Origin of the sequence: Mycobacterium sp. UM_11 (assembly GCF_001414075.1) — a bacterium.
In the GTDB taxonomy this organism is placed as follows: domain Bacteria; phylum Actinomycetota; class Actinomycetes; order Mycobacteriales; family Mycobacteriaceae; genus Mycobacterium.
Genome location: NZ_LATC01000002.1, coordinates 81278 through 105828 on the forward strand (window position 1 = coordinate 81278; position 24551 = coordinate 105828).

The following is a 24551-nucleotide window of genomic DNA, read 5'->3' on the forward strand; positions in this document are numbered from 1 at the left end:
TCGGAGTAATCTTGCCGGGTCATTGCAAAGCCTTGGGCGCGGCACAACTGAAAACACCAACACTGCTTTAACAAGCACCAACAGTCCAGGAGGACAACGAAGTGGCGAAGGCGAAGTTCGAGCGGACGAAGCCGCACGTCAACATTGGGACCATCGGTCACGTTGACCACGGCAAGACGACGCTGACCGCGGCTATCACCAAGGTTCTGCACGACAAGTTCCCGGACCTGAACGAGTCCCGCGCGTTCGACCAGATCGACAACGCGCCCGAGGAGCGTCAGCGCGGTATCACCATCAACATCTCCCACGTGGAGTACCAGACCGACAAGCGTCACTACGCGCACGTCGACGCCCCGGGTCACGCCGACTACATCAAGAACATGATCACCGGTGCCGCCCAGATGGACGGCGCGATCCTGGTGGTCGCGGCCACCGACGGCCCGATGCCGCAGACTCGCGAGCACGTGCTGCTGGCGCGTCAGGTCGGCGTGCCCTACATCCTGGTCGCGCTGAACAAGGCGGACATGGTCGACGACGAGGAGCTCTTGGAGCTCGTCGAGATGGAGGTCCGCGAGCTGCTGGCCGCCCAGGAGTTCGACGAGGACGCCCCCGTCGTTCGGGTCTCGGCGCTCAAGGCGCTCGAGGGCGACGCCACCTGGGTCAAGTCCGTCGAGGAACTGATGGAGGCCGTCGACGAGTCGATCCCGGACCCGGTCCGCGAGACCGACAAGCCGTTCCTGATGCCGGTCGAGGACGTCTTCACGATCACCGGTCGTGGCACCGTGGTCACCGGTCGTGTCGAGCGCGGCGTGATCAACGTGAACGAGGAAGTCGAGATCGTCGGCATCAAGCCGGCCAGCACCAAGACGACGGTCACCGGTGTGGAGATGTTCCGCAAGCTGCTGGACCAGGGCCAGGCCGGCGACAACGTCGGGTTGCTGCTGCGTGGTATCAAGCGCGAGGACGTCGAGCGTGGCCAGGTCGTGGTTAAGCCCGGCACCACCACGCCGCACACCGAGTTCGAGGGCAGCGTCTACATCCTGTCCAAGGACGAGGGCGGTCGGCACACGCCGTTCTTCAACAACTACCGCCCGCAGTTCTACTTCCGCACCACGGACGTGACCGGTGTGGTGACGCTGCCGGAGGGCACCGAAATGGTGATGCCCGGTGACAACACCAACATCTCGGTCAAGCTGATCCAGCCCGTGGCCATGGACGAAGGCCTGCGGTTCGCGATCCGCGAGGGTGGCCGCACCGTCGGCGCCGGCCGGGTCGTCAAGATCATCAAGTAGGTCCAGCTAGCCATAGGGCCCGGACTGCCGTTCTCGGCAATCCGGGCTTTATGCGTTTTACCGGGTCCGACCGGGACGGCTCCGCTAGGATTCCCCGATAAGGGAGTCGGGGGAGCTGACCGGGAGGTTCCGATGTCCTTCGTATTCGCGACGCCCGAGTATGTGGCCGCCGCCGCGTCCGATCTGGCCAGGATCGGGTGGACGATCACGTCGGCGAACTCGATGGCGGCGGGCGCGACGTCGACCGTCCTCGCCCCGGGCGCGGACGAGGTGTCGGCCAGCATCGCGACGCTGTTCGACGCCCACTCGCAGGTGTACCAGGCGCTGAGCGCGCAAGCCGCGGTGTTTCACAACCAGTTCGTCGAGCTGATGAACGGCGGCGCGGCGCACTACCTGGCCACCGAGGCCGCCAACGCGTCGCCGCTGCAGTCCGCCGCGGCGCCCGCGTCGATGGCTGCGCAGCTGCCGGCGGCGACGGCCGCGGGCGGTTCGGCGCCCGGCGTTCCGGCCGCGCCCCTGATGTCGGCGGTCGCGCCGGCTTCCGCGATCGCGGGCGTGCAGGCCCCGGCCGCCCCCGCGGCCACCGCGGGGCCGGCGGCGCTGGCCCCGGCCACCGCGGCCACGCCGGTGCGGATGGTCACGCCCGCCTACACCCCGGCCACCGCGCAGCCCGCGGCGCCGGCGCCGTCCACGGTCAGCCCGCTCGCGACGACACCGGCGCAGGTGGAGACGCCGCAGGCCGCCGCGGCCCCGGCGATGCCGGTATCGACCGGCGGCACGCCGGTGAAGGTGGTGTCCGCCCATTCGGCCCCCACCTCGGCGCCGGCCGGATCGTCGGCGCGTCCGGCGCCGGCCGTGATTCCCAAGGTGGACTAGCGCGCCGCCGGTTTGCGTGTATGGCGCGCGCGGCGACCCCGTGAGAGCTAACCTGACACGAAAATTCCCAGCAAGGGTAAGGAGACTCTCGTGTTGGCGCGCTACCTGAAGGCACAGTTGGTGGTTTTGCTGTGCGGTGGCCTGGTCGGGCCGATTTTCTTGGTGGTCTACTTCACCCTCGGGTTCGGCAGCCTGCTGCAGTGGATGTTCTATGCCGGTCTGTTCATCACCGTGGCCGACGTGCTGGTCGCGCTCGCGTTGGCCAACTACGGCGCGAAGTCGTCGGCTAAGAACGCGGTGCTCGAGCAGAGCGGCGTGCTCGCGCTGGCCCAGATCACCGGGGTCACCGAGACGGGGACCTGGATCAACAACCAGCAGGTGGTGAAGGTGCACCTGCACATCTCCGGGCCCGGTTTCCTGCCGTTCGACAGCGAGGACCGGGTGATCGCCAGCGTGACCCGGCTCGGCAACCTGTCCGCCCGCAAGTTGGTGGTGCTGGTCAACCCCACCACCAATGAGTACCGGATCGACTGGGAGCGAAGCGCTTTGGTCAACGGCCTGGTGCCCGCGCAGTTCACCGTCGCCGAAGACAACAAGACCTACGACCTCAGCGGGCAGGCCGGCCCCCTGATGGAGATCCTGCAGATCCTCAAGGCCAACAACGTTCCGCTCAACCGGATGGTGGACATCCGGTCGAACCCGGTGCTGCGCCAGCAGATCCAGGCCGTGGTGCGCCGCGCGGCCGAACAGCAGGCGCCGGCCCCGCAACCGGCCACCGCCGGCGGACCGGCGCCGGTGGTCACGCCCCCGCAGCCGTCGGTCGCCCAGCGGCTGCAGGAGCTCGAGACGCTGCGCGCCAGTGGCGCGCTGACCGACCAGGAGTACGCCAGCCGGCGGGCCCAGATCATCTCCGAAATCTGACCGCCGGGCGAGTTAGAACAGGTTTCAGTTTCGCTGCTAGCCTGACTGCGTGGCTGGATCACTGCAGGGACGCGTCGCGTTCATCACCGGCGCCGCCCGCGCCCAGGGCCGTTCGCACGCCGTGCGGCTGGCCGCCGAGGGCGCCGACATCATCGCGCTCGACATCTGCGCGCCGGCGTCGAAGAGCCTGACCTACACGCCGGCCACGCCGGAGGATCTCGCCGAGACGGTCCGGCTGGTGGAGGCGCAGGGCCGCAAGGTGCTGGCCCGCGAAGCGGACGTCCGCGACGACGCCGCGCTGCGCCAACTCGTGGCCGACGGCGTCGAACAATTCGGCCGGCTCGACATCGTGGTGGCCAACGCCGGCGTCTTGAGCTGGGGCCGGGTGTGGGAGCTCACCGACGAGCAGTGGGACACCGTGATCGGGGTGAACCTCACCGGCACCTGGCGCACGCTGCGCGCCACCGTGCCCGCGATGATCGAAGCCGGCAACGGCGGCTCGATCGTGGTGGTGAGCTCGTCGGCGGGCCTGAAGGCCACCCCCGGCAACGGACACTATTCGGCCAGCAAGCACGGGCTCACCGCGCTGACCAACACCCTGGCCATCGAGCTCGGCGAATACAACATCCGGGTCAACTCCATCCACCCCTACTCCGTCGACACCCCGATGATCGAGCCGGAGGCGATGATGGAGATATTCGCCCGCCACCCCGGCTTCGTGCACAGCTTTCCCCCAATGCCGTTGCAGCCCAACGGCTTCATGTCTCCGGACGAGGTGGCCGACGTCGTGGCGTGGCTGGCCGGCGACGGGTCGGGCACGGTGACCGGCACCCAGATCCCGGTGGACAAGGGCGCGTTGAAGTACTGATCGGTCATCGTGGTATGAACTGCACGTGACCGCTAGCAAAGGAATCGTGATCGTCGGCGGGGGGCTGGCCGCCGCCCGGACCGCCGAGCAGCTGCGCCGATCGGGGTTCGAAGGCCGCGTCACGATCGTCAGCGACGAGGTGCACGTGCCCTACGATCGCCCGCCGCTGTCGAAAGAGGTGCTGCGCAAAGAGGTCGACGACGTGGCCCTCAAACCGCGGGAGTGGTACGACGAGAACGACATCACCCTGCGCCTGGGCGCGGCGGCCACCGGCCTGGACACCGCGGCGCGGACGGTGACGCTGGCCGACGGCTCGGTGATCGGCTACGACGAACTCGTCATCGCCACCGGCTTGGTGCCGCGGCGCATCCCGGCGCTGCCGGACCTCGACGGCATCCGGGTGTTGCGGTCGTTCGACGAATCGATGGCGCTGCGTGAGCACGCGTCCGCCGCGCAGCGCGCCGTCATCGTCGGCGCCGGATTCATCGGCTGCGAGGTGGCGGCCAGCCTGCGCAGCCTCGGGGTGAACGTCGTGTTGGTCGAGCCGCAGCCGACGCCCCTGGCGTCGGTGCTCGGCGAGCGAATCGGCGAGCTGGTGGCGCGCCTGCACCGCGAGGAGGGGGTGGACGTCCGCCTCGGTGTCGGGGTGGCCGAGGTGCGCGGCGACGGGCGGGTGGACACCGTCGTGCTGAGCGACGGCACCGAGCTGGCGGCCGACCTGGTGGTCATCGGCATCGGGTCGCACCCGGCGACCGGCTGGCTCGAGGGCAGCGGCGTCGAGATCGACAACGGCGTGCTCTGCGACGAGGCCGGACGGACCAGCGCGCCCAACGTATGGGCGCTCGGCGACGTCGCATCGTGGCGCGATGCGACGGGACACCAAGCGCGCGTGGAACATTGGAGCAACGTCGCCGACCAGACCCGCGTCGTGGTGCCCGCGATGCTGGGGCAGGAGCCACCGGCGGCCGTGGTCGTGCCGTACTTCTGGAGCGACCAGTACGACGTCAAGATCCAGTGCCTCGGCGAGCCCGAGGCCACCGACACCGTCCACCTCGTCGAAGACGACGGCCGCAAGTTCCTGGCCTACTACGAGCGGGACGGGGTGCTGGTCGGTGTGGTCGGCGGCGGGATGCCCGGCAAGGTCATGAAGGCCCGCGGCAAGATCGCGGCCGGCGCGCCCATCTCCGACGTGCTGGGCTGACCCGCACGAGAGTCATTGCGCGGCGGGGTGTTTCGTCCCGCCGTTCACCACCAGTGCACCGGCGGGCCGTGCGGATGGCATTCCCCCAGGATCTCCAGCTCGCCGCCCGGCCAGCGCCGCGCCCGCACCAGGAACCGGATCGGGGCGTCCGGCCCCTCGCGCGCCGGCTCCAGCGTCAGGTGCACGAACGGCGATCGCTCGTCGGCCCGCTCGCCCAGCGCGCCGACGCGGGCGCGGACCGCATCGCGCTCCTCGCCGGACAGGTACTGCCAGGTGATCGAATGCCACAGCACCGTCAGCGCGCCCGCGGCCGGCGTCAGGACGGCGACCGCGTCGGCGGCCGTCTGGCGCTGCAGCCGGGCCGGCACCCGCCGCGCCACCTCGATCGCGCCGCGCAGCCGCTCGAGCCGGGCGGTCTGGTCGGGCCAGACGTAGCTCAGCACGGTGAGCTCCCCGTCGGCTCCGGTCACGTCGATGGGCGCGATGTCGAAGCCGCTGCGCTCGACGATCTCCACCCCGCCGCCCGGCGGCAGCGCGCCGCGCCACGCGTCGTGGATCGTCACCGGCGAATCGTCCGGTCCCCACTGGCCGTCGGCGAATCGATAGCGGTAGTGGTCGGCGCGCAGGTTCAGCCCCGCGCTCGACCCGATCTCGAAAAGCCTTACCGGCAAACCCGATTCACCGTTGATGCGCAACAGCGCGCCGATCAGCGCGGCGGACCGGCCGACCTCGTTGGTCTGCGGTGGTTGCCGCAGCGCCGCCCGCAGCGCCTCGGAGTGTTCGGCCGCCGCGCCCTCGATCTCGGGCCACGCCGCTACGGCGTCCCAGCTGCCGCCGGTGCTGGGATACCACCTTCGTAATTGCCGGGCGCGGCCGTCGAGCACCAACCGGTGCAGCCCGCCGAGCAGCCGCAGCGGCACGGCGAGGCGCGAGGCGGCGTCCTCGTGCCCGGACAGGATCGCGGCGAAGACGCCGCCGGCCTCGACGTCGGCGGCCACCAGCTCGAAAAGTTCGCCGTACATCGGGGAGCCCGAGCCGGCGCAGAACCGGCCCTGCGCGCGCAGGGTGTGCAGCAGGTGATCCGCGGTCACCGATCCAGCCCGTCCAGCCCGGCGCCGACCACGTCGAAGGCGTTGCCCAGCGCGATGGGCAACGGGACGGACTCGTCGCCGAGCCAGTGCTCGTAGGCCGACAGCGCCACCCCGAGCATGGTCCAGGCGGCGGTCTGGGGCACCAGGTCGGTGGTCTTGCGGTCCAGCCGGCGGGCCACGAAACCGGCGATCACCTCGCGCCAGCCGGCGTACATGGTCATCGAATACGCCTGCAGTTCGGCGGTTTGCAGGATGACCCGCATCCGCTGCCGGTGCCGCGCGGTCTCCGACTCGTCAAAGGTGTTGAACGCCAACAGTGCATCGCGCAGCGCCTGGCCCAGCGGCACCCGCGGGTCGACGGCGTCCAGCAGGTCGCGCAGGTGCGCGAGGTGGGTGTCGAAGTCGCCCCACGGGATCGCGTTCTTGGAGGCGTAGTAGCGGAACAGCGTGCGCCGCGAGATGCCGGCGGCCTGGGCGACGTCGTCGACGCTCACGTCGGCGAAACCGCGCGCGCCGAACAGCTCGATCGCGACGTCGGTGATGTGGTGCGGCGTGGTCGAGCGGCGACGGCCCACCCGCGGCTGCGGCACCATGAGACCCGCCCTTCCATTTCGGCACTCGATGCCATATTCTGACGAAGCTTGTGACTCGAACCCCATCGTTGTCAAGAACCGACGAAAGGCAATGACCCATGGACCACGAAACCGAGACCGAGGCCCAGCTCGTCGCCGAGACCCTGGTTGAAGAGGTGTCCATCGACGGCATGTGCGGGGTCTACTGAACCGCGTGTTCGACCCCGGCCGCGGCTGGCGGTTGCACCCGCAGGTGGCGGTTCGACCCGAACCATTCGGGGCGTTGCTCTACCACTTCGGCACTCGCAAGCTGTCCTTTCTGAAGAACCGCACCATTCTCACCGTGGTGCGGTCGCTCGCCGACCATCCCGACGTCCACTCGGCCTGCCGCGCGGCGGGTGTGGACGACTCGGACGAGGCCCCCTACTTGCACGCGCTGGGCGTGTTGGCCGATTCGAAGATGCTGGTACCCCAGGAGGTCCCATGACAGCCACCGTCCCGCGGCTCATCGAGCAGTTCGAGAGCGGGCTCGACGCGCCCATCTGCCTGACGTGGGAGCTCACGTACGCGTGCAACCTGGCGTGCGTGCACTGCCTTTCGTCGTCGGGCAAACGGGATCCGCGGGAGCTGTCCACCCGGCAATGCATGGACATCATTGACGAGCTGGAACGCATGCAAGTGTTCTACGTCAACATCGGCGGCGGCGAGCCCACCGTGCGCCCCGACTTCTGGGAGCTGGTCGACTACGCGACCGCGCACCACGTCGGGGTGAAGTTCTCCACCAACGGGGTCCGCATCACCGAAGAGGTCGCCGCCCGGTTGGCCGCCAGCGACTACGTCGACGTCCAGATCTCGCTGGACGGCGCCACCGCGGAGGTCAACGATGCGGTGCGCGGCCCCGGATCGTTCGCCATGGCGGTGCGCGCGCTGGAGAACCTTGCCAATGCGGGCTTTGCGGACGCGAAGATCTCCGTCGTGGTCACCCGCCACAACGTCGACCAGCTCGACGAATTCGCCGCGCTGGCAAGCCGTTACGGCGCCACCCTGCGGATCACCCGGCTGCGTCCGTCGGGGCGCGGCGCGGACGTCTGGGACGACCTGCACCCCACCGCCGCCCAGCAGGTCCAGCTCTACGACTGGCTGGTGGCCAAGGGGGAACGGGTGCTCACCGGCGACTCCTTCTTCCACCTGGCGCCGCTCGGCTCCTCCGGCGCGCTGGCCGGTTTGAACATGTGCGGCGCGGGCCGGGTGGTCTGCCTGATCGACCCCGTGGGGGACGTGTACGCGTGCCCATTCGCCATTCACGACCGCTTCCTGGCCGGAAATGTGTTGTCCGACGGGGGATTCGACAACGTCTGGAAGAATGCGCCGCTGTTCCGCGAGCTGCGCGAACCGCAGTCCGCGGGGGCGTGCGGCAGCTGCGGCCACTACGACGCCTGCCGGGGCGGCTGCATGGCGGCGAAGTTCTTCACCGGCCTGCCGATGGACGGGCCGGATCCCGAGTGCGTGCAGGGGCACAGCGCCCCGGCGCTGGCCCGCCGGCGGGAGACGCCGCGGCCCCGGGCCGACCACTCCCGCGGACAACGGGTTCGCCAGCCGGTGCCCCTGACACTGTCCGTGCGGCCACCCGACGCGCCCCCGGCGCGCCTGTGCAACGAAAGCCCCGTATAGCTCATGGCCGGCCAATGGTTTGAAACCGTCGCCATCGCCCAGCAGCGCGCGAAGCGGCGGCTGCCGAAATCCGTCTACTCGGCGCTGCTCGCCGGCAGCGAAAAGGGCGTCACCGTCTCCGACAACGTCGCGGCGTTCGGTGAACTCGGATTCGCCCCCCACGTCGTCGGCGCGCAGGAGAAGCGCGACCTCTCGACTACCGTTCTGGGACAAGATATTTCGATGCCGGTGCTGATTTCGCCGACCGGCGTCCAGGCAGTCGATCCGGACGGCGAGGTCGCCGTCGCGCGGGCCGCGGCGGCACGGGGAACGGCGATGGGCCTGTCCTCTTTCGCCAGCAAACCGATCGAGGAGGTCGTCGCCGCCAACCCCAAGATCTTCTTCCAGGTGTACTGGCTGGGCGGGCGCGACGCGATCGCCGAGCGGGTGGAACGGGCGCGCCAGGCCGGCGCGGTGGGTCTGATCGTCACCACCGACTGGTCGTTCTCGCACGGGCGCGACTGGGGCAGCCCCCAGATTCCCGAAGCGATGAACCTGCGGACGGTCCTGCGGCAGTCTCCGGAAGCGGTCTTCAAGCCCCGCTGGCTGTGGAAGTACGGCAAGACGCTACGCCCGCCGGATTTGCGGGTGCCCAACCAGGGGCGCCGCGGCGAGCCCGGCCCACCCTTTTTCGCCGCCTACGGCGAGTGGATGGGTACGCCGCCCCCGACGTGGGAAGACATCGCCTGGCTGCGTGAACTGTGGGGCGGGCCGTTCATGCTCAAGGGCGTGATGCGCGTGGACGACGCGAAAAGGGCTGTGGACGCCGGGGTTTCGGCGATCTCGGTGTCCAACCACGGGGGCAACAACCTGGACGGCACGCCGGCGTCGATTCGCGCCCTGCCCGCGGTGGCCGCCGCGGTCGGCGATCAGGTCGAGGTGCTGCTCGACGGCGGCATCCGCCGGGGAAGCGATGTGGTCAAGGCCGTGGCGCTGGGGGCACGCGCGGTGATGATCGGGCGCGCGTACCTGTGGGGCCTGGCCGCCGCCGGGCAGGCGGGCGTGGAGAACGTGCTCGACATCCTGCGCGGGGGCATCGACTCGGCGCTGATGGGCCTGGGCCACGCGAGCGTGCACGAGCTCGGTCCGGACGACATCCTGGTGCCCCCCGGCTTCACCCGGGCGCTGGGTGTGCCGTCCGCCTGAGCAGCCGATAGTCGTCCGGGAGACGGGGTCGTCGGCGATGATTGACGGCCACGCAAACGGTGGTACTGGCGAGGTGCCCGTGACGAACGAGCACGAAGATCGAACGCCCGATGAACCAGCCAGAAAAAAATCGTTTTCACCAGACAACAATTGGTGCACGCCAGGTGAATTCGTCCTACCATCACCGAGTGCCCGTACTCGGCGAATTAGCGGTGGCTACGTCAAGCCAGCTAGCGGGCACCTCGCCGTCGCTGCTCATCCCGCTCGGGTCGACCGAGCAGCACGGTCCGCACCTGCCGCTGGACACCGACACGCGGATCGCAACCGCGGTCGCCCGCGGGGCGCGGGCCGGCCTCGACCGCGAGTGGCTGGTGGCACCCGCCATCGCCTACGGGGCCAGCGGCGAACACCAAAGCTTTGCCGGCACGATCTCCATCGGCACGGAGGCCCTGACGACGTTGCTGGTGGAATACGGCCGGTCGGCGGCGGGCTGGGCCCGGCGCCTCGTCTTCGTCAACGGCCACGGCGGCAACACCGCCGCGCTGGCGGCCGCGGTGACCGGGCTGCGGGCCGAGGGACGCGACGCCGCCTGGTGCCCATGCCTGTCGGGCGGCGGTGATGCCCACGCCGGGCACACCGAAACCTCGCTGTTGCTGCACATCTCGCCGGGCGACGTGCTGACCGACCGGTGGCTCGCCGGAAACCCGGCGCCGCTGCCCGAATTGCTCCCGTCGCTGCGCCGCGGGGGAGTCGCGGCCGTCAGCCCCGTGGGCGTCCTGGGAGACCCGACCACCGCGACCGCCGCCGAGGGTGAGCGCATCCTCGCCGAGATGGTCGAGGGCTGTGTCCGTCGGGTGGACCGGTGGTCACCCGGGCGCGACGGGATGCTGACATGAGCCATCCCCGGCTGCCCGACGGGTTCGCCGTCCAGGTCGATCGCCGCGTGCGGGTGCTCGGCGACGGCTCGGCGCTGCTCGGGGGGTCGCCGACCCGGCTGCTCAAGCTGGCGCCGGCCGCCCAGGACATGCTGTGCGACGGCCGGCTGAAGGTCCGCGACGACGTCAGCGCGCAGCTGGCCCGCACCTTGCTGGACGCCACGGTGGCGCATCCGCGGCCCGCGGGCGGGCCCTCGCACCGCGACGTGACCGTCGTAATCCCCGTGCGGGACAACCTTTCTGGCGTGCGGCGCCTGGTCAGCTCGCTGCGCGGCTTGCGGGTCATCGTGGTCGACGACGGATCCTTCCCGCCGATCGAACCGGAGGACTTCGTCGGCGCGCACTGCGACGTCGAGGTGCTGCGGCACTCGCGCAGCAGGGGACCGGCCGCCGCCCGCAACACGGGACTGGCCGCGTGCGGCACCGACTATGTCGCCTTCCTCGACTCCGATGTCGCGCCGCGACGCGGGTGGCTGGAGGCGCTGCTGGGCCACTTCTGCGACCCGACGGTCGCGCTGGCCGCGCCGCGCATCGTGGGTTTGTCGCACAGTGAGAACGTCGTCGCGCGCTACGAGGCGGTGCACTCGTCGCTCGACCTCGGCGAGCGCGAAGCGCCCGTGCTACCCCACAGCACGGTCTCCTACGTGCCCAGCGCGGCGATCATCTGCCGCTGCTCGGCGCTGCGCGCGGTCGGCGGCTTCGACGAGACCCTGCAATCGGGCGAGGACGTCGACCTGTGTTGGCGGCTCATCGAAGCCGGCGCCCGGCTGCGTTACGAGCCCGTCGCGCTGGTCGCCCACGACCACCGCACCGAACTGCGGGATTGGCTCGCGCGCAAGGCTTTCTATGGCGGCTCGGCGGCCCCGCTGTCGGTCCGCCACCCCGACAAGACCGCGCCGGTGGTGATCTCCGGCTGGGCGCTGATGACCTGGATCCTGGTGGCGTTCGGGACCAGCCTGTCCCAGCTGGCGTCCGTCGCCATCGCCCTGCTGACCGGTCGCCGAATCGCCAGGGCGATGCGCGGCGCCGAGACCTCGATCACCGACGTGGTGGTGATCGCCACCCGCGGCCTGTGGTCGGCGGCGCTGCAGCTGGCGTCGGCGCTGTGCCGGCATTACTGGCCGCTGGCGCTGGTCGCCGCCACGCTGTCGCGACATTTCCGCCGTGTCGTGCTGGTCGCGGCCGTCATGGACGGCGTGGTCGACTGGCTGCGCCGTCGGGACGCCATGGGTGACGATGCCGAGCCGATCGGGCTGCTGACCTACCTGTTGCTCAAGCGCGTCGACGACCTGGCGTACGGCCTCGGGTTGTGGTGGGGTGTGCTGCGGGAGCGCAACCTGCGCGCGCTCAAGCCGCAGATTCGCAGCTAGCCGCCACCTTGACCCCCGCCGCCCCGCACAGCGACGTGCTGATCGTCGGTGCCGGCAGCGCTGGATCGGTTGTTGCCGAACGCCTTTCCAGCGACCCCGGTTGCGCGGTGACCGTCATCGAGGCCGGGCCCGCCCTCGATGACCCGCAATTGCTCGCGCAAACCGGCAACGGGCTGCAGCTGCCGATAGGCGTGGGCAGCCCCTTGGTGCGGCGCTATGAGACCAGCCTGACCGACCGGCCCACCCGGCGGCACCCGATCGTGCGCGGGGCGACGCTCGGCGGGTCGGGCGCGGTCAACGGCGGCTACTTCTGCCGGGGATTGCAGCGCGACTTCGATCGGCTGTCGCTGCCCGGCTGGTCGTGGCCCGAGGTCCTCGACAGCTTCCGCGCCATCGAGACCGACCTGGACTTCAGCGGCCCCGCCCACGGTGCCGACGGCCCGATCAAGGTGCGCCGTACCCACGAAATGGCCGGCACCACCGAGCGTTTCATCGACGCCGCGCGGCGCGCGGGGTTCGACTGGATCGATGACCTCAACGACGTTGGGCCCGGGCCGGTTTCGGGGCTGGGCGCGGTGCCGCTCAACATCGTCGACGGCGTGCGCACCGGATCCGGCGCCGGCTACCTGCTGCCGGCCCTGGGCCGACGGAACCTGACGCTGCACGCGCGGACCAGCGCGGTGGGCCTGCGGTTCGCCGGCACCACCGCGGTGGGTGTCGACGCGATCGGCCCGCACGGGCGCATGACCATGACCGCCGACCGGATCGTCCTGTGCGCCGGGGCCATTCAAACGGCGCAGCTGCTCATGCTCTCCGGCGTCGGCGTCGAGGACGGGTTGCGGGCGGTCGGCATCGGAGTGCGGGCGCCCCTTCCGGTGGGCGCGTCGTTCAGCGATCACCCCGAGTGGGTGTTGCCCACCGACTGGGCGGTGGCTCCCGGCCGGCCGGTGCTCGAGGTCGTGCTCAGCACCGCCGACGATCTCGAGATCAGGCCCTACACGGGCGGATTCGTCGCGATGACCGGCGACGGCACGGCCGGGCACACCGACTGGCCCCACATCGGGGTGGCGTTGATGCAGCCGCGGGCCCGCGGGCGCATCACGCTGGCTTCCGCCGATCCCGCCGCGGCGCCCCGCATCGAGCATCGCTACGACAGCGAGCCCGACGACGTCGCGGCGCTACGCCGGGCAGCGGAGATGGTCCGCGAATTGGCATCCAGCGCAACCCATGTCGGGGCCCCGTCCTGGTCCACGTCCCAACACCTCTGTGGCACGGCGCCGATGGGCCCGGAAAGCGACCCGCGGGCCGTCGTCGATCATCGCTGCCGCGTGCACGGCATCGAAAACCTGTGGGTGATCGACGGCTCGATCCTGCCCACCATCACCAGCCGCGGGCCGCACGCCACCATCGTGATGCTCGGGCACCGGGCCGCCGACTTCGTTCGGTGAATGAGGGGGGCGGCCCCATGGGTGAGGCATGGGGCGCGCCCCCGAGTGGCGATTGTTCATGCGATCCACGTAGATGGCCACGACAGTGGCAGTGCGCGCGCGAGTGTGCATCGCGCCGGCAATGCGTCGCAATATTCGTGGACGGCACGGCCGCCGTAAGACCTCCCTTCGTGACACCTGAAAGCGTTGGCCGGCTGGATATCACGCCCGTACCGGAGGCGAACGCTCTCGCGTCCATACCGCGGCGACCGGCCATGCCGGCCCGCCCACGCTCGTAACGGGAATCAACACCACATCCACCTCGCCGTAACAGAGATGACCTGTACCTGTCGATATATATTTCTGATACCAGAATCGGCGGGCGGTTTCAAGCACCCGCGGCCGCTCACCGCTCCTTGAAGGTGCTGCCTGACAACGGCATTGGACTCAGCGGGCGCGGCGGGCCAGCAGGCCCCGCACCGGCCGCAGCTGCCGCCCGTCGCGGCCGGGCGCCCAGATCCCGATCAGCACCGCGGCGACGGCGACGATCACGGCCATCGCGACGGTGGACGCGTGCATGGCCGCCAGGAACGCGGTCTTGCTGAGGTCGGCCAGCTCGCGGCCCGGGGCCCCGATCCTGCCGGCCACCTCGACGGCCTTGGCCAACGAGTCGGTGGCCGGGCCGCGCACGGGCGCGGGAAAGTCCGCCAGCTTCGGGGCGAGCTCGTGCGAATACCGGCCCGCCAGAATCGAACCGGCCACCGCGATCCCCAGCGCGCCGCCCATCTCCCGGGATGTGTCGTTCACCGCGGAGGCGACGCCCTGTTTCTCGTCCGGCACCGCCCCCATGATCGCCGAGGTGGTCGGCGCCGTGCAGATCCCGATGCCGGTGGCCAATATCAGTGTCGGCCAGGCGAATTGCAAATAGGAGGTGTGCAGGTTCAGCAGGCACATGCACGCGAACCCGACCGCCATCAGCAGGGTGCCGACGAACAGCACCAGCCGCAGGCCCAACTTGGGCACGTACCAGAACGACAGCGCCGAGAAAATGGCCAGCGGAACCATGAACGGGCCGAAGGCGACCGCCGTCGCCAGCGCCGAGTAGCCCATGATCTGCTGCACGTATTGCATGCCGATGTAGAAGAACCCGAACGTCGCGCCGAACAGGATGACGATCGCGGCGACGCCGGTGGCGAAATTCGGGTCGGCGAACAACCGGACATCCAGCAGGGGCTGCCCGCTGCGCCCGGCGAGCCGCAACTCGACGGCGCCGAACGCGGCCGCGAGGACCGCCCCCGCGACAAGCCCGCCCCAGATCAGCGGGTCATCCCAGCCGCGGGTCGGCGCCTCCAGGATCGCGGCCACCGCGATCGCCACCGCGGCGCCGATCAGCACCGCGCCCAGCGAATCGATCCGCGGGGCGCCGCCGTCGCGGGACGAGGACACGGTGCACGCCAGCGCGAAGATCACCAGTCCGGCCGCGCCCAGCGACCAGAAGATCGCGTGCCAATCCCAGAAGCGCAGCAGCAGGCCGGAACCGATCATTCCCAGCACGCCGCCGGACCCGGCGGTGCCGGCCCAGATGCCGACCGCCTTGGTGCGCTCGTCCTTCGGGTAGGCCACGGTCAGCAGCGACAGCGTCGCCGGCATCACGAAGGCCGCGCCGATCCCGGCGACCGCGCGGCCGGCGATGATCTGGGCCGGGCTGTGTAGCAGTGCGGGCGCCATCGAGCCCAGGGCGAAGACCACCAGCCCGAGCAGCAGGGCGCCCCGCCTGCCGTAGCGGTCGCCGATCGCTCCGGCGGGCAACAGCAGGCACGCCAGCGCCACGGTGTATCCGTCGACGATCCAATTCAGCTGCGACTGGGTGGCCGAGGTGGCCACCGCGAGGTCTCCCAGCGCGGTGTTCAGCGCCGTCATCGACGCGACCACCAGCGCGACCCCCATGCAGGCGACGGCCAGCGTCCAGTTCCGGGCGCGGGGGCTACCCCCGATGCTGACTACATCAGTACGCTGGTCAGGCCGGACCAGGGTTTCGACCATGTGATGCGCCTCCCACGGTGGCGTTCGGAAGATTCGAGACCGACAGTCTTGTAGGTAGACCGATAGTCTCGTTCCCAAACAGGGAGGTGGGTCACAATTACCGGCAGCACCACCGATCCACGCCCGGCCCGCTCGCGGGCCCGCCTGCTCGAGGCCGCCGCGGCGTTGCTGAGTTCCGGGGGGCCCAGCGCGGTGACCGTCGACGCGGTCACCCGCACCGCCAACGTGGCCAGGGCCACGCTGTATCGCCACTTCCCGAGCGGAAACGACTTGCTGGCAGCGGCTTTCAACAGCCTCATCCCGCCGTCACCCACGCCGCCGGCCGAGGGTTCGCTGCGTGATCGCCTGATCGCGGTGGTGCTGGCCCAGGCCGAGTCGGTGGCGCAGGCGCCGGCGCTGATGACGGCCATGTCGTGGTTGTCCATGGGTCGGGTCCTGGACGAGATGCCGGAACCCCGCGACTGCGCCGCGAACACCACGGCGATCACCACCCTGCGCGAGCGCATCGCCCAGCAGTACGCGGCCCCGTTCGACGCCATTTTCGACAGCCCCGAGGCCGCCGAACTGGGCGAAGTGGACCGGTCCCGGGCCATCGCACTGCTCATCGGGCCCCTGGTGCTGGGGCGCCTGTCGACGCTTCCCGACTTCGATTACCGCGAGTGCGCGCTCGCCGCCGTCGACGGTTTCCTCTATGTACAGCGCGCCCACAACCGGGCGGCCGCGGCGAGGGTCGAACCGGCGGGCGCCTGAGGCCCCAAAGGCCCAGGTCGGCGGCCATCGCCCGGGATTTGGCCAAACCCATGATCTAGGGCATACTGTTCAGGTTGCCTTGGGCCGGGTTTGCGCCTGGTCGGGCATACGACCAGCGCCCAAAACGGGCGCGTCCGGTCCCATCCTTGGAGCGCGACTTTTCGGCCGCGGTCCAGGCTGCGTGAGGGTGACACACCCGACCGCGGGGGCCGGTGGACCACGACAGGTAAACAGCGGCGCAGTATCCGGCGCGACGCTCGATCGGCCCGGGATTGGCACGGGCCCGATCAGCGCGCTGGGAGCACCAGGTCCGGACACGGATTTTTGTAAGTGGAGTGAGGGTAGGAGAAGCGTGGCGGGACAGAAGATCCGCATCAGGCTCAAGGCCTACGACCATGAGGCCATCGACGCATCGGCGCGCAAAATCGTCGAGACCGTCGTCCGCACGGGTGCCAGTGTCGTAGGTCCGGTGCCGCTGCCGACTGAGAAGAACGTGTATTGCGTCATCCGCTCTCCGCATAAGTACAAGGACTCGCGGGAGCACTTCGAGATGCGTACTCACAAGCGGCTGATCGACATCCTCGACCCGACGCCGAAGACCGTCGACGCGCTGATGCGCATCGACCTTCCGGCCAGTGTCGACGTCAACATCCAGTAGGAGATCCAGAGCTCATGGCAAGAAAAGGCATTCTGGGTACCAAGCTGGGCATGACGCAGGTGTTCGACGAGAACAACCGGGTCGTGCCGGTGACGGTGGTCAAGGCCGGGCCCAACGTGGTCACCCGCATCCGCACTCCCGAGCGTGACGGTTACAGCGCCGTCCAGCTGGCCTACGGCGAGATCAGCCCGCGCAAGGTGAACAAGCCGGTGACCGGTCAATACAGCGCCGCGGGCGTGAACCCGCGCCGGCACCTGGCCGAGTTGCGGCTCGACGACGAGGCCGCCGCAAGCGAATACGAGGTCGGCCAGGAGCTGACCGCGGAGATCTTCGCCGACGGCGCCTACGTCGACGTCACCGGCACCTCCAAGGGCAAGGGCTTCGCCGGCACCATGAAGCGCCATGGCTTCCGCGGCCAGGGCGCCAGCCACGGTGCGCAGGCGGTGCACCGCCGGCCGGGTTCGATCGGTGGCTGCGCCACCCCGGCGCGCGTCTTCAAGGGCACGCGGATGGCCGGCCGGATGGGTAACGACCGGGTGACCGTCCAGAACCTGGTGGTGCACAAGGTCGATACCGAGAACGGCGTGCTGCTGATCAAGGGCGCGGTCCCCGGCCGCACCGGCGGACTCGTGGTGGTCCGCAGCGCGATCAAACGAGGTGAGAAGTAATGGCTGACTCGAAGGCCTTGAAGATCGACGTCAAGACGCCGGACGGCAAGGTCGAGGGCTCCGTCGAGCTGCCGGCCGAATTGTTCGACGCCCCGGCCAATATCGCCCTGATGCACCAGGTGGTCACCGCGCAGCGCGCGGCGGCTCGCCAGGGGACGCACTCGACCAAGACCCGCGGCGAGGTCAGTGGCGGTGGGCGGAAGCCGTACCGCCAGAAGGGAACCGGTCGTGCCCGCCAGGGTTCGACGCGGGCCCCGCAGTTCACCGGCGGTGGCGTCGTGCACGGCCCCAAGCCGCGCGACTACTCGCAGCGCACCCCGAAGAAGATGATCGTCGCGGCGTTGCGCGGCGCGTTGTCGGACCGGGCGCGCAACGGCCGCATCCACGCGGTCACCGAGCTGGTGTCGGGTCAGACCCCGTCCACCAAGAACGCCAGGGCGTTCCTGGGCACGCTGACCGACCGCAAGAACGTGCTGATCGTGATCGGCCGCAGCGACGAGGCCGGCGCCAAGAGCGTGCGCAACCTGCCCGGTGTGCACATCCTGACGCCCGACCAGCTCAACACCTATGACGTGTTGCGCTCCGACGACGTGGTGTTCAGCGTCGAGGCCCTCAACGCCTACATCAAGGGCAATCCGGCTAGCACCGAGGAGGTTTCGGCGTAGATGGCGACCATCACCGACCCCCGCGACATCATCCTGGCCCCGGTCATCTCGGAGAAGTCCTACGGCCTGCTGGATGAGAACGTGTACACCTTTGTGGTGCACCCCGATTCGAACAAGACGCAGATCAAGATCGCCATCGAGAAGATCTTCGCCGTCAAGGTCGCATCGGTGAACACCGCGAACCGGCAGGGCAAGCGCAAGCGCACCAGGACCGGATACGGCAAGCGCAAGGGCACCAAGCGGGCCATCGTCACGCTGGCGCCGGGCAGCAAGCCGATCGACCTGTTCGGGGCACCGGCGTAGCGAGAGAAAGACTTGATTAGACATGGCAATTCGTAAGTACAAGCCGACGAGCCCAGGCCGCCGCGGCTCCAGCGTGTCCGACTTCGCCGAGGTCACCCGGTCGGAGCCGGAGAAGTCGCTGGTGCGTCCGCTGCACGGTCATGGTGGCCGTAACGCGCACGGCCGCATCACCACCCGGCACAAGGGCGGCGGCCACAAGCGCGCCTACCGGGTGATCGACTTCCGCCGCAACGACAAGGACGGGGTCAACGCCAAGGTCGCGCACATCGAGTACGACCCGAACCGGACCGCCAACATCGCGCTGCTGCACTACCTGGACGGCGAAAAGCGTTACATCATCGCGCCGCAAGGGCTTTCGCAGGGCGACGTGGTGGAGTCGGGCGCGAACGCCGACATCAAGCCGGGCAACAACCTGCCGCTGCGCAACATCCCGGCCGGTACCGTCATCCACGCCGTGGAGCTGCGGCCGGGCGGTGGCGCCAAGCTCGCGCGCTCCGCCGGCTCGAGCATCCAGCTGCTCGGCAAGGAGGGCACCTACGCGTCGCTGCGCATGCCCAGCGGTGAGATCCGCCGCGTCGACGTGCGCTGCCGCGCCACGGTCGGCGAGGTGGGCAACGCCGAGCAGGCGAACATCAACTGGGGCAAGGCCGGCCGGATGCGATGGAAGGGCAAGCGCCCCTCGGTCCGTGGTGTGGTCATGAACCCGGTGGACCACCCGCACGGTGGTGGTGAGGGTAAGACCTCCGGTGGTCGGCACCCGGTGAGCCCGTGGGGCAAGCCGGAGGGTCGCACCCGCCACCCGAACAAGGCCAGCAACAAACTCATCGTCCGGCGCCGGCGCACCGGCAAGAAGCACGGTCGCTAGGAACTCGAGGAGTAGCCAACCATGCCACGCAGCCTGAAGAAGGGCCCGTTCGTCGACGACCACCTGCTGAAGAAGGTGGACGTGCAGAACGAGAAGAACACCAAGCAGGTCATCAAGACCTGGTCCCGGCGTTCGACGATCATCCCGGACTTCATCGGCCACACCTTCGCCGTCCACGACGGGCGCAAGCACGTCCCGGTGTTCGTCACCGAGGCGATGGTCGGTCACAAGCTTGGTGAATTCGCCCCTACGCGCACCTTCAAGGGACACATCAAGGACGACCGGAAGGCCAAACGGCGATGACCACAACTGAATTCCCGTCGGCGGTCGCCAAAGCGCGGTTCGTGCGGGTGTCACCGACCAAGGCGCGCCGGGTGATCGACCTGGTGCGCGGACGGTCCGTGTCCGACGCGCTGGACATCCTGCGCTGGGCGCCGCAGGCCGCCAGCGAGCCGGTGGCCAAGGTGATCGCCAGCGCCGCGGCCAACGCGCAGAACAACAACGGGCTGGACCCGGCCACCCTGGTGGTCGCGACCGTCTACGCCGACGAAGGACCGACCGCCAAACGCATCCGCCCGCGCGCGCAGGGTCGCGCCTTCCGGATCCGCAAGCGCACCAGCCACATCACCGTCGTGGTGGAGAGCCGGCCGGCCAAGGACCAGCGTTCGGCGAAGTCGACGAGGGCCCGCCGCGCCGAGGCCAGCAAGGCCGCCGCCAAGGCGCCCGCGAAGAAGGCCCCGGCCAAGAAGGCCGCAACTGGTTCGGCTGCCAAGAAGGCACCCGCCAAGAAAGCCGCGGCGAAGTCCGCCCCGGCGAAGAAAGCTACGTCTGAGACCTCGGAAGCGAAGGGAGGCTCAGACTAGTGGGCCAGAAGATCAATCCGCACGGCTTCCGGCTGGGCATCACCACCGACTGGAAATCCCGCTGGTACGCCGACAAGCAGTACGCCGACTACGTCAAGGAAGACGTCGCGATCCGCAAGCTGCTGTCCACCGGTCTGGAGCGCGCCGGCATCGCCGACGTGGAGATCGAGCGCACCCGCGACCGGGTGCGGGTCGACATCCACACCGCGCGGCCCGGCATCGTCATCGGCCGCCGCGGCACCGAGGCGGACCGCATCCGCGCGGACCTGGAAAAGCTGACCGGCAAGCAGGTTCAGCTGAACATCCTGGAAGTCCGCAACCCCGAGTCGCAGGCCCAGCTGGTGGCCCAGGGCGTGGCCGAGCAGCTGAGCAACCGCGTGGCGTTCCGCCGCGCCATGCGCAAGGCCATCCAGTCGGCGATGCGCCAGCCCAACGTCAAGGGCATCCGGGTTCAGTGCTCCGGCCGTCTCGGCGGTGCGGAGATGAGCCGCTCGGAGTTCTACCGCGAGGGCCGGGTGCCCCTGCACACGCTGCGCGCCGACATCGACTACGGCCTGTACGAGGCGAAGACCACCTTCGGCCGGATCGGTGTGAAGGTGTGGATCTACAAGGGCGACATCGTCGGTGGGAAGCGCGAATTGGCGGCCTCGGGAGTGGGCGCCCCGGCGGGCGCCGACCGTCCGCGCCGCGAGCGCCCGTCGGGCACGCGCCCCCGGCGCAGCGGCGCGTCGGGCACCACGGCGACCAGCACCGAGGCCGGTCGCGCCGCCGCGGGTGCCGAGGAGCAGGCGGCGGCGGCCGAGTCCGCGCCCGCCGCAGAACCGCAGAGCACGGAGAGCTGAATCATGTTGATTCCCCGCAGGGTTAAACACCGCAAGCAACACCACCCCCGCCAGCGCGGCATCGCCAGCGGCGGAACGGCGGTGAACTTCGGTGACTACGGCATCCAGGCCCTGGAGCACGCCTACGTCACCAACCGGCAGATCGAGTCCGCGCGTATCGCGATCAACCGCCACATCAAGCGTGGCGGCAAGGTGTGGATCAACGTCTTCCCGGACCGCCCGCTGACCAAGAAGCCCGCCGAAACCCGGATGGGTTCCGGTAAGGGTTCGCCCGAGTGGTGGGTGGTCAACGTCAAGCCGGGCCGCGTGCTGTTCGAGCTGAGCTACCCCAACGAGCAGGTGGCCCGGGCGGCGCTCACCCGCGCAATCCACAAGCTGCCGATCAAGGCACGCATCGTCACCCGAGAGGATCAGTTCTGATGGCAGTGGGAATTTCGCCTGGCGAACTGCGTGAGCTCACCGAAGAGGAGCTGACCGAGCGTCTGCGCGAGTCGAAGGAGGAGCTGTTCAACCTGCGCTTCCAGATGGCGACCGGGCAGCTCACCAACAACCGCCGGCTGCGCACGGTGCGTCAGGAGATCGCACGCGTCTACACCGTGCTGCGCGAACGAGAACTGGGCCTGGCTTCCGGGCCCGACGGTAAGGAATCGTGATGGCAGAAGCGAAGAAGGCTGCACCGAAGGCCGCCGCGAAGGACGCCGGCGCGAAGGAGAAGGGCGCCAAGCACACGCCGGCCAATCCGAAGGTGCGTGGCCGCCGCAAGGTGCGCATCGGTTACGTGGTCAGCGACAAGATGCAGAAGACGATCGTGGTCGAGCTGGAGGACCGCGTGCGTCACCCGCTGTACGGCAAGATCATCCGCACCACCAAGAAGGTGAAGGCGCACGACGAGAACAGCACCGCGGGCATCGGCGACCGCGTCTCCCTGATGGAGACGCGTCCGACGTCGGCGACCAAGCGGTGGCGCCTCGTGGAAATCCTGGAGAAGGCCAAGTAGCCCCGAAGCCACATCGAAACGCCCGAGACCTTACGGTCTCGGGCGTTTTGCTTTGCCCCCGGGAGCGGCACGGCGAAAAAAGATCGGGAAATTCCCGGCGGCGCTACGCTCGGCGCATGTCGACTGACTCGCGAGGCTTTCAAGGCAAGATCGAGCTGGATATCCGGGACTCCGAGCCGGACTGGGGCCCGTACGCCGCGCCCACCGCACCGCAGAACTCGCCGAACATCCTCTACCTGGTTTGGGACGACACCGGCATCGCCACCTGGGACTGTTTCGGCGGCCTGGTCGAGATGCCCGCCATGACCCGCATCGCCGAGCGCGGTGTGCGGCTGTCGCAGTTCCACACCACGGCGCTGTGCTCGCCGACCCGCGCGTCGCTGCTGACCGGCCGCAACGCCACCACCGTCGGCATGGCCACCATCGAAGAGTTCACCGACGCGTTCCCCAACGCCAACGGCCGCATCCCGTTCGACACCGCGCTGCTCTCCGAGGTGCTCGCCGAGCGCGGCTACAACACCTACTGCGTCGGCAAGTGGCACCTGACTCCGCTCGAAGAGTCCAATCTGGCGTCCACCAAACGACATTGGCCGACCTCGCGCGGATTCGAACGGTTCTACGGTTTCCTGGGCGGCGAGACCGACCAGTGGTATCCGGACCTGGTGTACGACAACCATCCCGTCAACCCGCCCGGCACGCCGGAGGACGGTTACCACCTGTCGAAGGACCTCGCCGACAAGACCATCGAATTCATCCGCGACGCCAAGGTGATCGCGCCGGACAAGCCGTGGTTTTCCTACGTGTGTCCGGGCGCCGGGCACGCGCCGCACCACGTCTTCAAAGAATGGGCGGACCGCTACGCCGGCCGCTTCGACATGGGCTACGAGGCCTACCGCGAAATCGTGCTGGAAAACCAGAAGTCGATGGGCATCGTCCCGCCGGAGACGCAGCTGTCGCCGGTCAACCCGTACGCGGACGTCAAGGGTCCGCAGGGCGAGCCCTGGCCGCTGCAGGACACCGTGCGGCCCTGGGACTCGCTGAACGACGACGAGAAGAGGCTGTTCGCCCGGATGGCCGAGGTGTTCGCCGGCTTCCTCAGCTACACCGACGCCCAAATCGGCCGAATACTGGACTATTTGGCGGAGTCCGGCCAGCTGGACAACACCCTGATCGTGGTGATTTCCGACAACGGCGCCAGCGGGGAGGGCGGCCCGAACGGCTCGGTGAACGAGGGCAAGTTCTTCAACGGCTACATCGACACCGTGGAAGAAAGCATGAAGCTGTTCGACCACCTGGGCGGGCCGGAGACGTACAACCATTACCCCATCGGCTGGGCGATGGCCTTCAACACCCCCTACAAGCTGTACAAGCGGTACGCGTCGCACGAGGGCGGCATCGCCGATACGGCGATCGTGTCGTGGCCCAACGGAATTGCGGCGCACGGCGAGGTTCGGGACAACTACGTCAACGTCTGCGACATCACGCCGACGGTCTACGACCTGCTGGGCATGACGCCGCCCGAGACCGTCCGGGGGATTGCGCAGAAGCCGTTGGACGGCGTGAGTTTCAAAGCGGCCCTTGACGATCCGAGCGCCGACACCGGTAAGCAGACCCAGTTCTACTCCATGCTCGGCACCCGGGGGATCTGGCACCAGGGCTGGTTCGCCAACACCATCCACGCGGCGACGCCGGCCGGCTGGTCGCATTTCGACGCCGACCGCTGGGAGCTGTTCCACATCGAGGCCGACCGCAGCCAATGCCACGACCTGGCCGCCGAACACCCGGACAAACTCGAGGAGCTCAAGGCGCTGTGGTTCTCCGAAGCCGCCAAATACAACGGCCTGCCGCTGTCGGATCTGAACATCATGGAGACGCTGACGCGGGTCCGCCCGTACCTCGTCGGTGAGCGGTCCAGCTACGTCTACTACCCCGACTGCGCGGACGTGAGCATCGGCGCGGCCGCCGAAATCCAGGGCAGGTCGTTCTCGGTACTGGCCGAGGTGACCGTCGATACCACCGGCGCGGAAGGCGTGCTGTTCAAACAAGGCGGGGCCCACGGCGGGCATGTGCTGTTCATCCAGGACGGACGCCTGCACTACGTCTACAACTTCCTCGGCGAGCGGCAGCAGGAGGTCTCCTCGTCGGGCGCGGTGCCGCTGGGCAGGCACCTGTTCGGTGCGAGCTACACGCGGACCGGAACCGTGCCGAACAGCCACACGCCGCTCGGCGACTTGACGTTGTTCATCGACGACGACGTCGTCGGCACCCTCGCGGACGTGCAAACCCATCCCGGTACGTTCGGGCTCGCGGGCGCCGGCATCACCGTCGGGCGCAACGGCGGCTCCGGGGTGTCCAGCCGCTACAAGGCGCCGTTCACCTTCACCGGCGGCACCATCGCTCAGGTCACCGTCGACCTGTCCGGCCGGCCCTACGTCGACGTGGAAGCCGAAATTGCGCTTGCCTTTTCGCGCGACTGAAGCCCTGGCGC

At 69.2% G+C, this 24551-nt stretch carries 28 protein-coding genes; 25 read left to right on the forward strand and 3 right to left on the reverse strand.

All coding sequences use genetic code 11. From position 1 onward, the window contains the following. Positions 1 to 101 precede the first annotated feature (101 nt). From tuf to WU80_RS01120, 5 genes are all read left to right on the forward strand, one after another. Entirely contained in the window at positions 102 to 1292 is a 1191-nt protein-coding gene (tuf, locus tag WU80_RS01100) for an elongation factor Tu (protein WP_055401916.1), read from the forward strand. A gap of 132 nt (positions 1293 to 1424) precedes the next feature. Further along, positions 1425 to 2168, forward strand: coding sequence for a PE family protein (locus WU80_RS25180; protein ID WP_082459800.1), 744 nt, complete (start codon positions 1425 to 1427; stop codon positions 2166 to 2168). Positions 2169 to 2258: 90 nt separating this feature from the next. Next, on the forward strand, positions 2259 to 3089 hold the full coding sequence (locus tag WU80_RS01110) for an SHOCT domain-containing protein (RefSeq protein ID WP_055401914.1): 831 nt from the start codon (positions 2259 to 2261) through the stop codon (positions 3087 to 3089). Positions 3090 to 3138: 49 nt separating this feature from the next. Continuing rightward, positions 3139 to 3957, forward strand: coding sequence for a mycofactocin-coupled SDR family oxidoreductase (locus tag WU80_RS01115; protein WP_055401912.1), 819 nt, complete (start codon positions 3139 to 3141; stop codon positions 3955 to 3957). 19 nt (positions 3958 to 3976) lie between these two features. Further along, positions 3977 to 5158, forward strand: a complete 1182-nt coding sequence (locus WU80_RS01120; protein ID WP_055401909.1) for an NAD(P)/FAD-dependent oxidoreductase — start codon at positions 3977 to 3979, stop codon at positions 5156 to 5158. Between the two features lie 44 nt (positions 5159 to 5202). Here WU80_RS01120 and WU80_RS01125 read toward each other — a convergent pair whose 3' ends face one another. Next, positions 5203 to 6249: a DUF2332 domain-containing protein gene (locus tag WU80_RS01125; RefSeq protein WP_055401907.1), complete on the reverse strand. Its 1047-nt coding sequence runs from the start codon at positions 6247 to 6249 to the stop codon at positions 5203 to 5205. Then, the gene (gene mftR / locus WU80_RS01130; RefSeq protein WP_055401905.1) at positions 6246 to 6842 is read right to left on the reverse strand and encodes a mycofactocin system transcriptional regulator; all 597 of its coding nucleotides are present in this window, start codon (positions 6840 to 6842) and stop codon (positions 6246 to 6248) included. Before mftR ends, WU80_RS01125 begins: the two co-directional genes overlap by 4 nt. Positions 6843 to 6940: 98 nt before the next feature. Here mftR and mftA point away from each other — a divergent pair, with 98 nt between their 5' ends. From mftA to mftG, 7 genes are all read left to right on the forward strand, one after another. Continuing rightward, a complete protein-coding gene (mftA, locus tag WU80_RS01135; protein WP_055401903.1) occupies positions 6941 to 7030 on the forward strand; it encodes a mycofactocin precursor MftA in 90 nt (29 codons plus the stop codon). Further along, entirely contained in the window at positions 7015 to 7308 is a 294-nt protein-coding gene (gene mftB, locus WU80_RS01140; protein ID WP_055401901.1) for a mycofactocin biosynthesis chaperone MftB, read from the forward strand. The genes mftA and mftB overlap by 16 nt, the downstream gene beginning before the upstream one ends. Continuing rightward, entirely contained in the window at positions 7305 to 8492 is a 1188-nt protein-coding gene (gene mftC / locus WU80_RS01145) for a mycofactocin radical SAM maturase (protein WP_055401898.1), read from the forward strand. Before mftB ends, mftC begins: the two co-directional genes overlap by 4 nt. A gap of 3 nt (positions 8493 to 8495) precedes the next feature. Beyond that, a complete protein-coding gene (gene mftD, locus WU80_RS01150; protein ID WP_055401896.1) occupies positions 8496 to 9677 on the forward strand; it encodes a pre-mycofactocin synthase MftD in 1182 nt (393 codons plus the stop codon). 164 nt (positions 9678 to 9841) lie between these two features. Beyond that, positions 9842 to 10573 (forward strand): mycofactocin biosynthesis peptidyl-dipeptidase MftE, encoded by a 732-nt coding sequence (gene mftE, locus WU80_RS01155; protein ID WP_055401894.1) that lies wholly within the window; start codon positions 9842 to 9844, stop codon positions 10571 to 10573. Next, entirely contained in the window at positions 10570 to 11982 is a 1413-nt protein-coding gene (mftF, locus tag WU80_RS01160; protein WP_055401892.1) for a mycofactocin biosynthesis glycosyltransferase MftF, read from the forward strand. The genes mftE and mftF overlap by 4 nt, the downstream gene beginning before the upstream one ends. Before the next feature lie 8 nt (positions 11983 to 11990). Continuing rightward, positions 11991 to 13430, forward strand: coding sequence for a mycofactocin system GMC family oxidoreductase MftG (gene mftG / locus WU80_RS01165; protein ID WP_055401890.1), 1440 nt, complete (start codon positions 11991 to 11993; stop codon positions 13428 to 13430). Positions 13431 to 13856: 426 nt separating this feature from the next. Here the strand turns inward: mftG and WU80_RS01170 are convergent, their stop codons facing one another. Next, entirely contained in the window at positions 13857 to 15452 is a 1596-nt protein-coding gene (locus WU80_RS01170) for an MFS transporter (RefSeq protein WP_055401888.1), read from the reverse strand. 192 nt (positions 15453 to 15644) lie between these two features. Here WU80_RS01170 and WU80_RS01175 point away from each other — a divergent pair, with 192 nt between their 5' ends. The 13 genes from WU80_RS01175 (at position 15645) to WU80_RS01235 (ending at position 24540) form a co-directional block, all read left to right on the forward strand. Continuing rightward, the gene (locus WU80_RS01175) at positions 15645 to 16202 is read left to right on the forward strand and encodes a TetR/AcrR family transcriptional regulator (protein WP_231633706.1); all 558 of its coding nucleotides are present in this window, start codon (positions 15645 to 15647) and stop codon (positions 16200 to 16202) included. A gap of 352 nt (positions 16203 to 16554) precedes the next feature. Further along, positions 16555 to 16860, forward strand: a complete 306-nt coding sequence (rpsJ, locus tag WU80_RS01180; protein ID WP_003873519.1) for a 30S ribosomal protein S10 — start codon at positions 16555 to 16557, stop codon at positions 16858 to 16860. A 14-nt stretch (positions 16861 to 16874) separates the two neighbouring features. Further along, entirely contained in the window at positions 16875 to 17528 is a 654-nt protein-coding gene (gene rplC / locus WU80_RS01185; protein WP_055401884.1) for a 50S ribosomal protein L3, read from the forward strand. Continuing rightward, positions 17528 to 18193: a 50S ribosomal protein L4 gene (gene rplD, locus WU80_RS01190; protein ID WP_055401880.1), complete on the forward strand. Its 666-nt coding sequence runs from the start codon at positions 17528 to 17530 to the stop codon at positions 18191 to 18193. The genes rplC and rplD overlap by 1 nt, the downstream gene beginning before the upstream one ends. Beyond that, the gene (gene rplW / locus WU80_RS01195) at positions 18194 to 18496 is read left to right on the forward strand and encodes a 50S ribosomal protein L23 (protein ID WP_055401878.1); all 303 of its coding nucleotides are present in this window, start codon (positions 18194 to 18196) and stop codon (positions 18494 to 18496) included. Positions 18497 to 18518: 22 nt separating this feature from the next. After that, on the forward strand, positions 18519 to 19361 hold the full coding sequence (gene rplB / locus WU80_RS01200) for a 50S ribosomal protein L2 (protein WP_055401875.1): 843 nt from the start codon (positions 18519 to 18521) through the stop codon (positions 19359 to 19361). Between the two features lie 21 nt (positions 19362 to 19382). Then, positions 19383 to 19664: a 30S ribosomal protein S19 gene (rpsS, locus tag WU80_RS01205; RefSeq protein WP_010908582.1), complete on the forward strand. Its 282-nt coding sequence runs from the start codon at positions 19383 to 19385 to the stop codon at positions 19662 to 19664. Further along, on the forward strand, positions 19661 to 20224 hold the full coding sequence (gene rplV / locus WU80_RS01210) for a 50S ribosomal protein L22 (protein ID WP_055401873.1): 564 nt from the start codon (positions 19661 to 19663) through the stop codon (positions 20222 to 20224). The genes rpsS and rplV overlap by 4 nt, the downstream gene beginning before the upstream one ends. Next, positions 20224 to 21066: a 30S ribosomal protein S3 gene (gene rpsC, locus WU80_RS01215; RefSeq protein ID WP_055401871.1), complete on the forward strand. Its 843-nt coding sequence runs from the start codon at positions 20224 to 20226 to the stop codon at positions 21064 to 21066. The genes rplV and rpsC overlap by 1 nt, the downstream gene beginning before the upstream one ends. 3 nt (positions 21067 to 21069) lie before the next feature. Next, positions 21070 to 21486, forward strand: coding sequence for a 50S ribosomal protein L16 (gene rplP, locus WU80_RS01220; RefSeq protein WP_007167840.1), 417 nt, complete (start codon positions 21070 to 21072; stop codon positions 21484 to 21486). After that, entirely contained in the window at positions 21486 to 21719 is a 234-nt protein-coding gene (gene rpmC, locus WU80_RS01225) for a 50S ribosomal protein L29 (protein WP_055401869.1), read from the forward strand. Before rplP ends, rpmC begins: the two co-directional genes overlap by 1 nt. Then, positions 21719 to 22063 carry a 30S ribosomal protein S17 gene (rpsQ, locus tag WU80_RS01230; RefSeq protein WP_055401867.1) on the forward strand — a complete coding sequence of 115 codons (345 nt, stop codon included), beginning with the start codon at positions 21719 to 21721 and terminating at the stop codon, positions 22061 to 22063. The genes rpmC and rpsQ overlap by 1 nt, the downstream gene beginning before the upstream one ends. A 116-nt stretch (positions 22064 to 22179) precedes the next feature. Beyond that, a complete protein-coding gene (locus tag WU80_RS01235; protein ID WP_055401865.1) occupies positions 22180 to 24540 on the forward strand; it encodes an arylsulfatase in 2361 nt (786 codons plus the stop codon). The last annotated feature ends 11 nt before the right edge of the window (positions 24541 to 24551 follow it).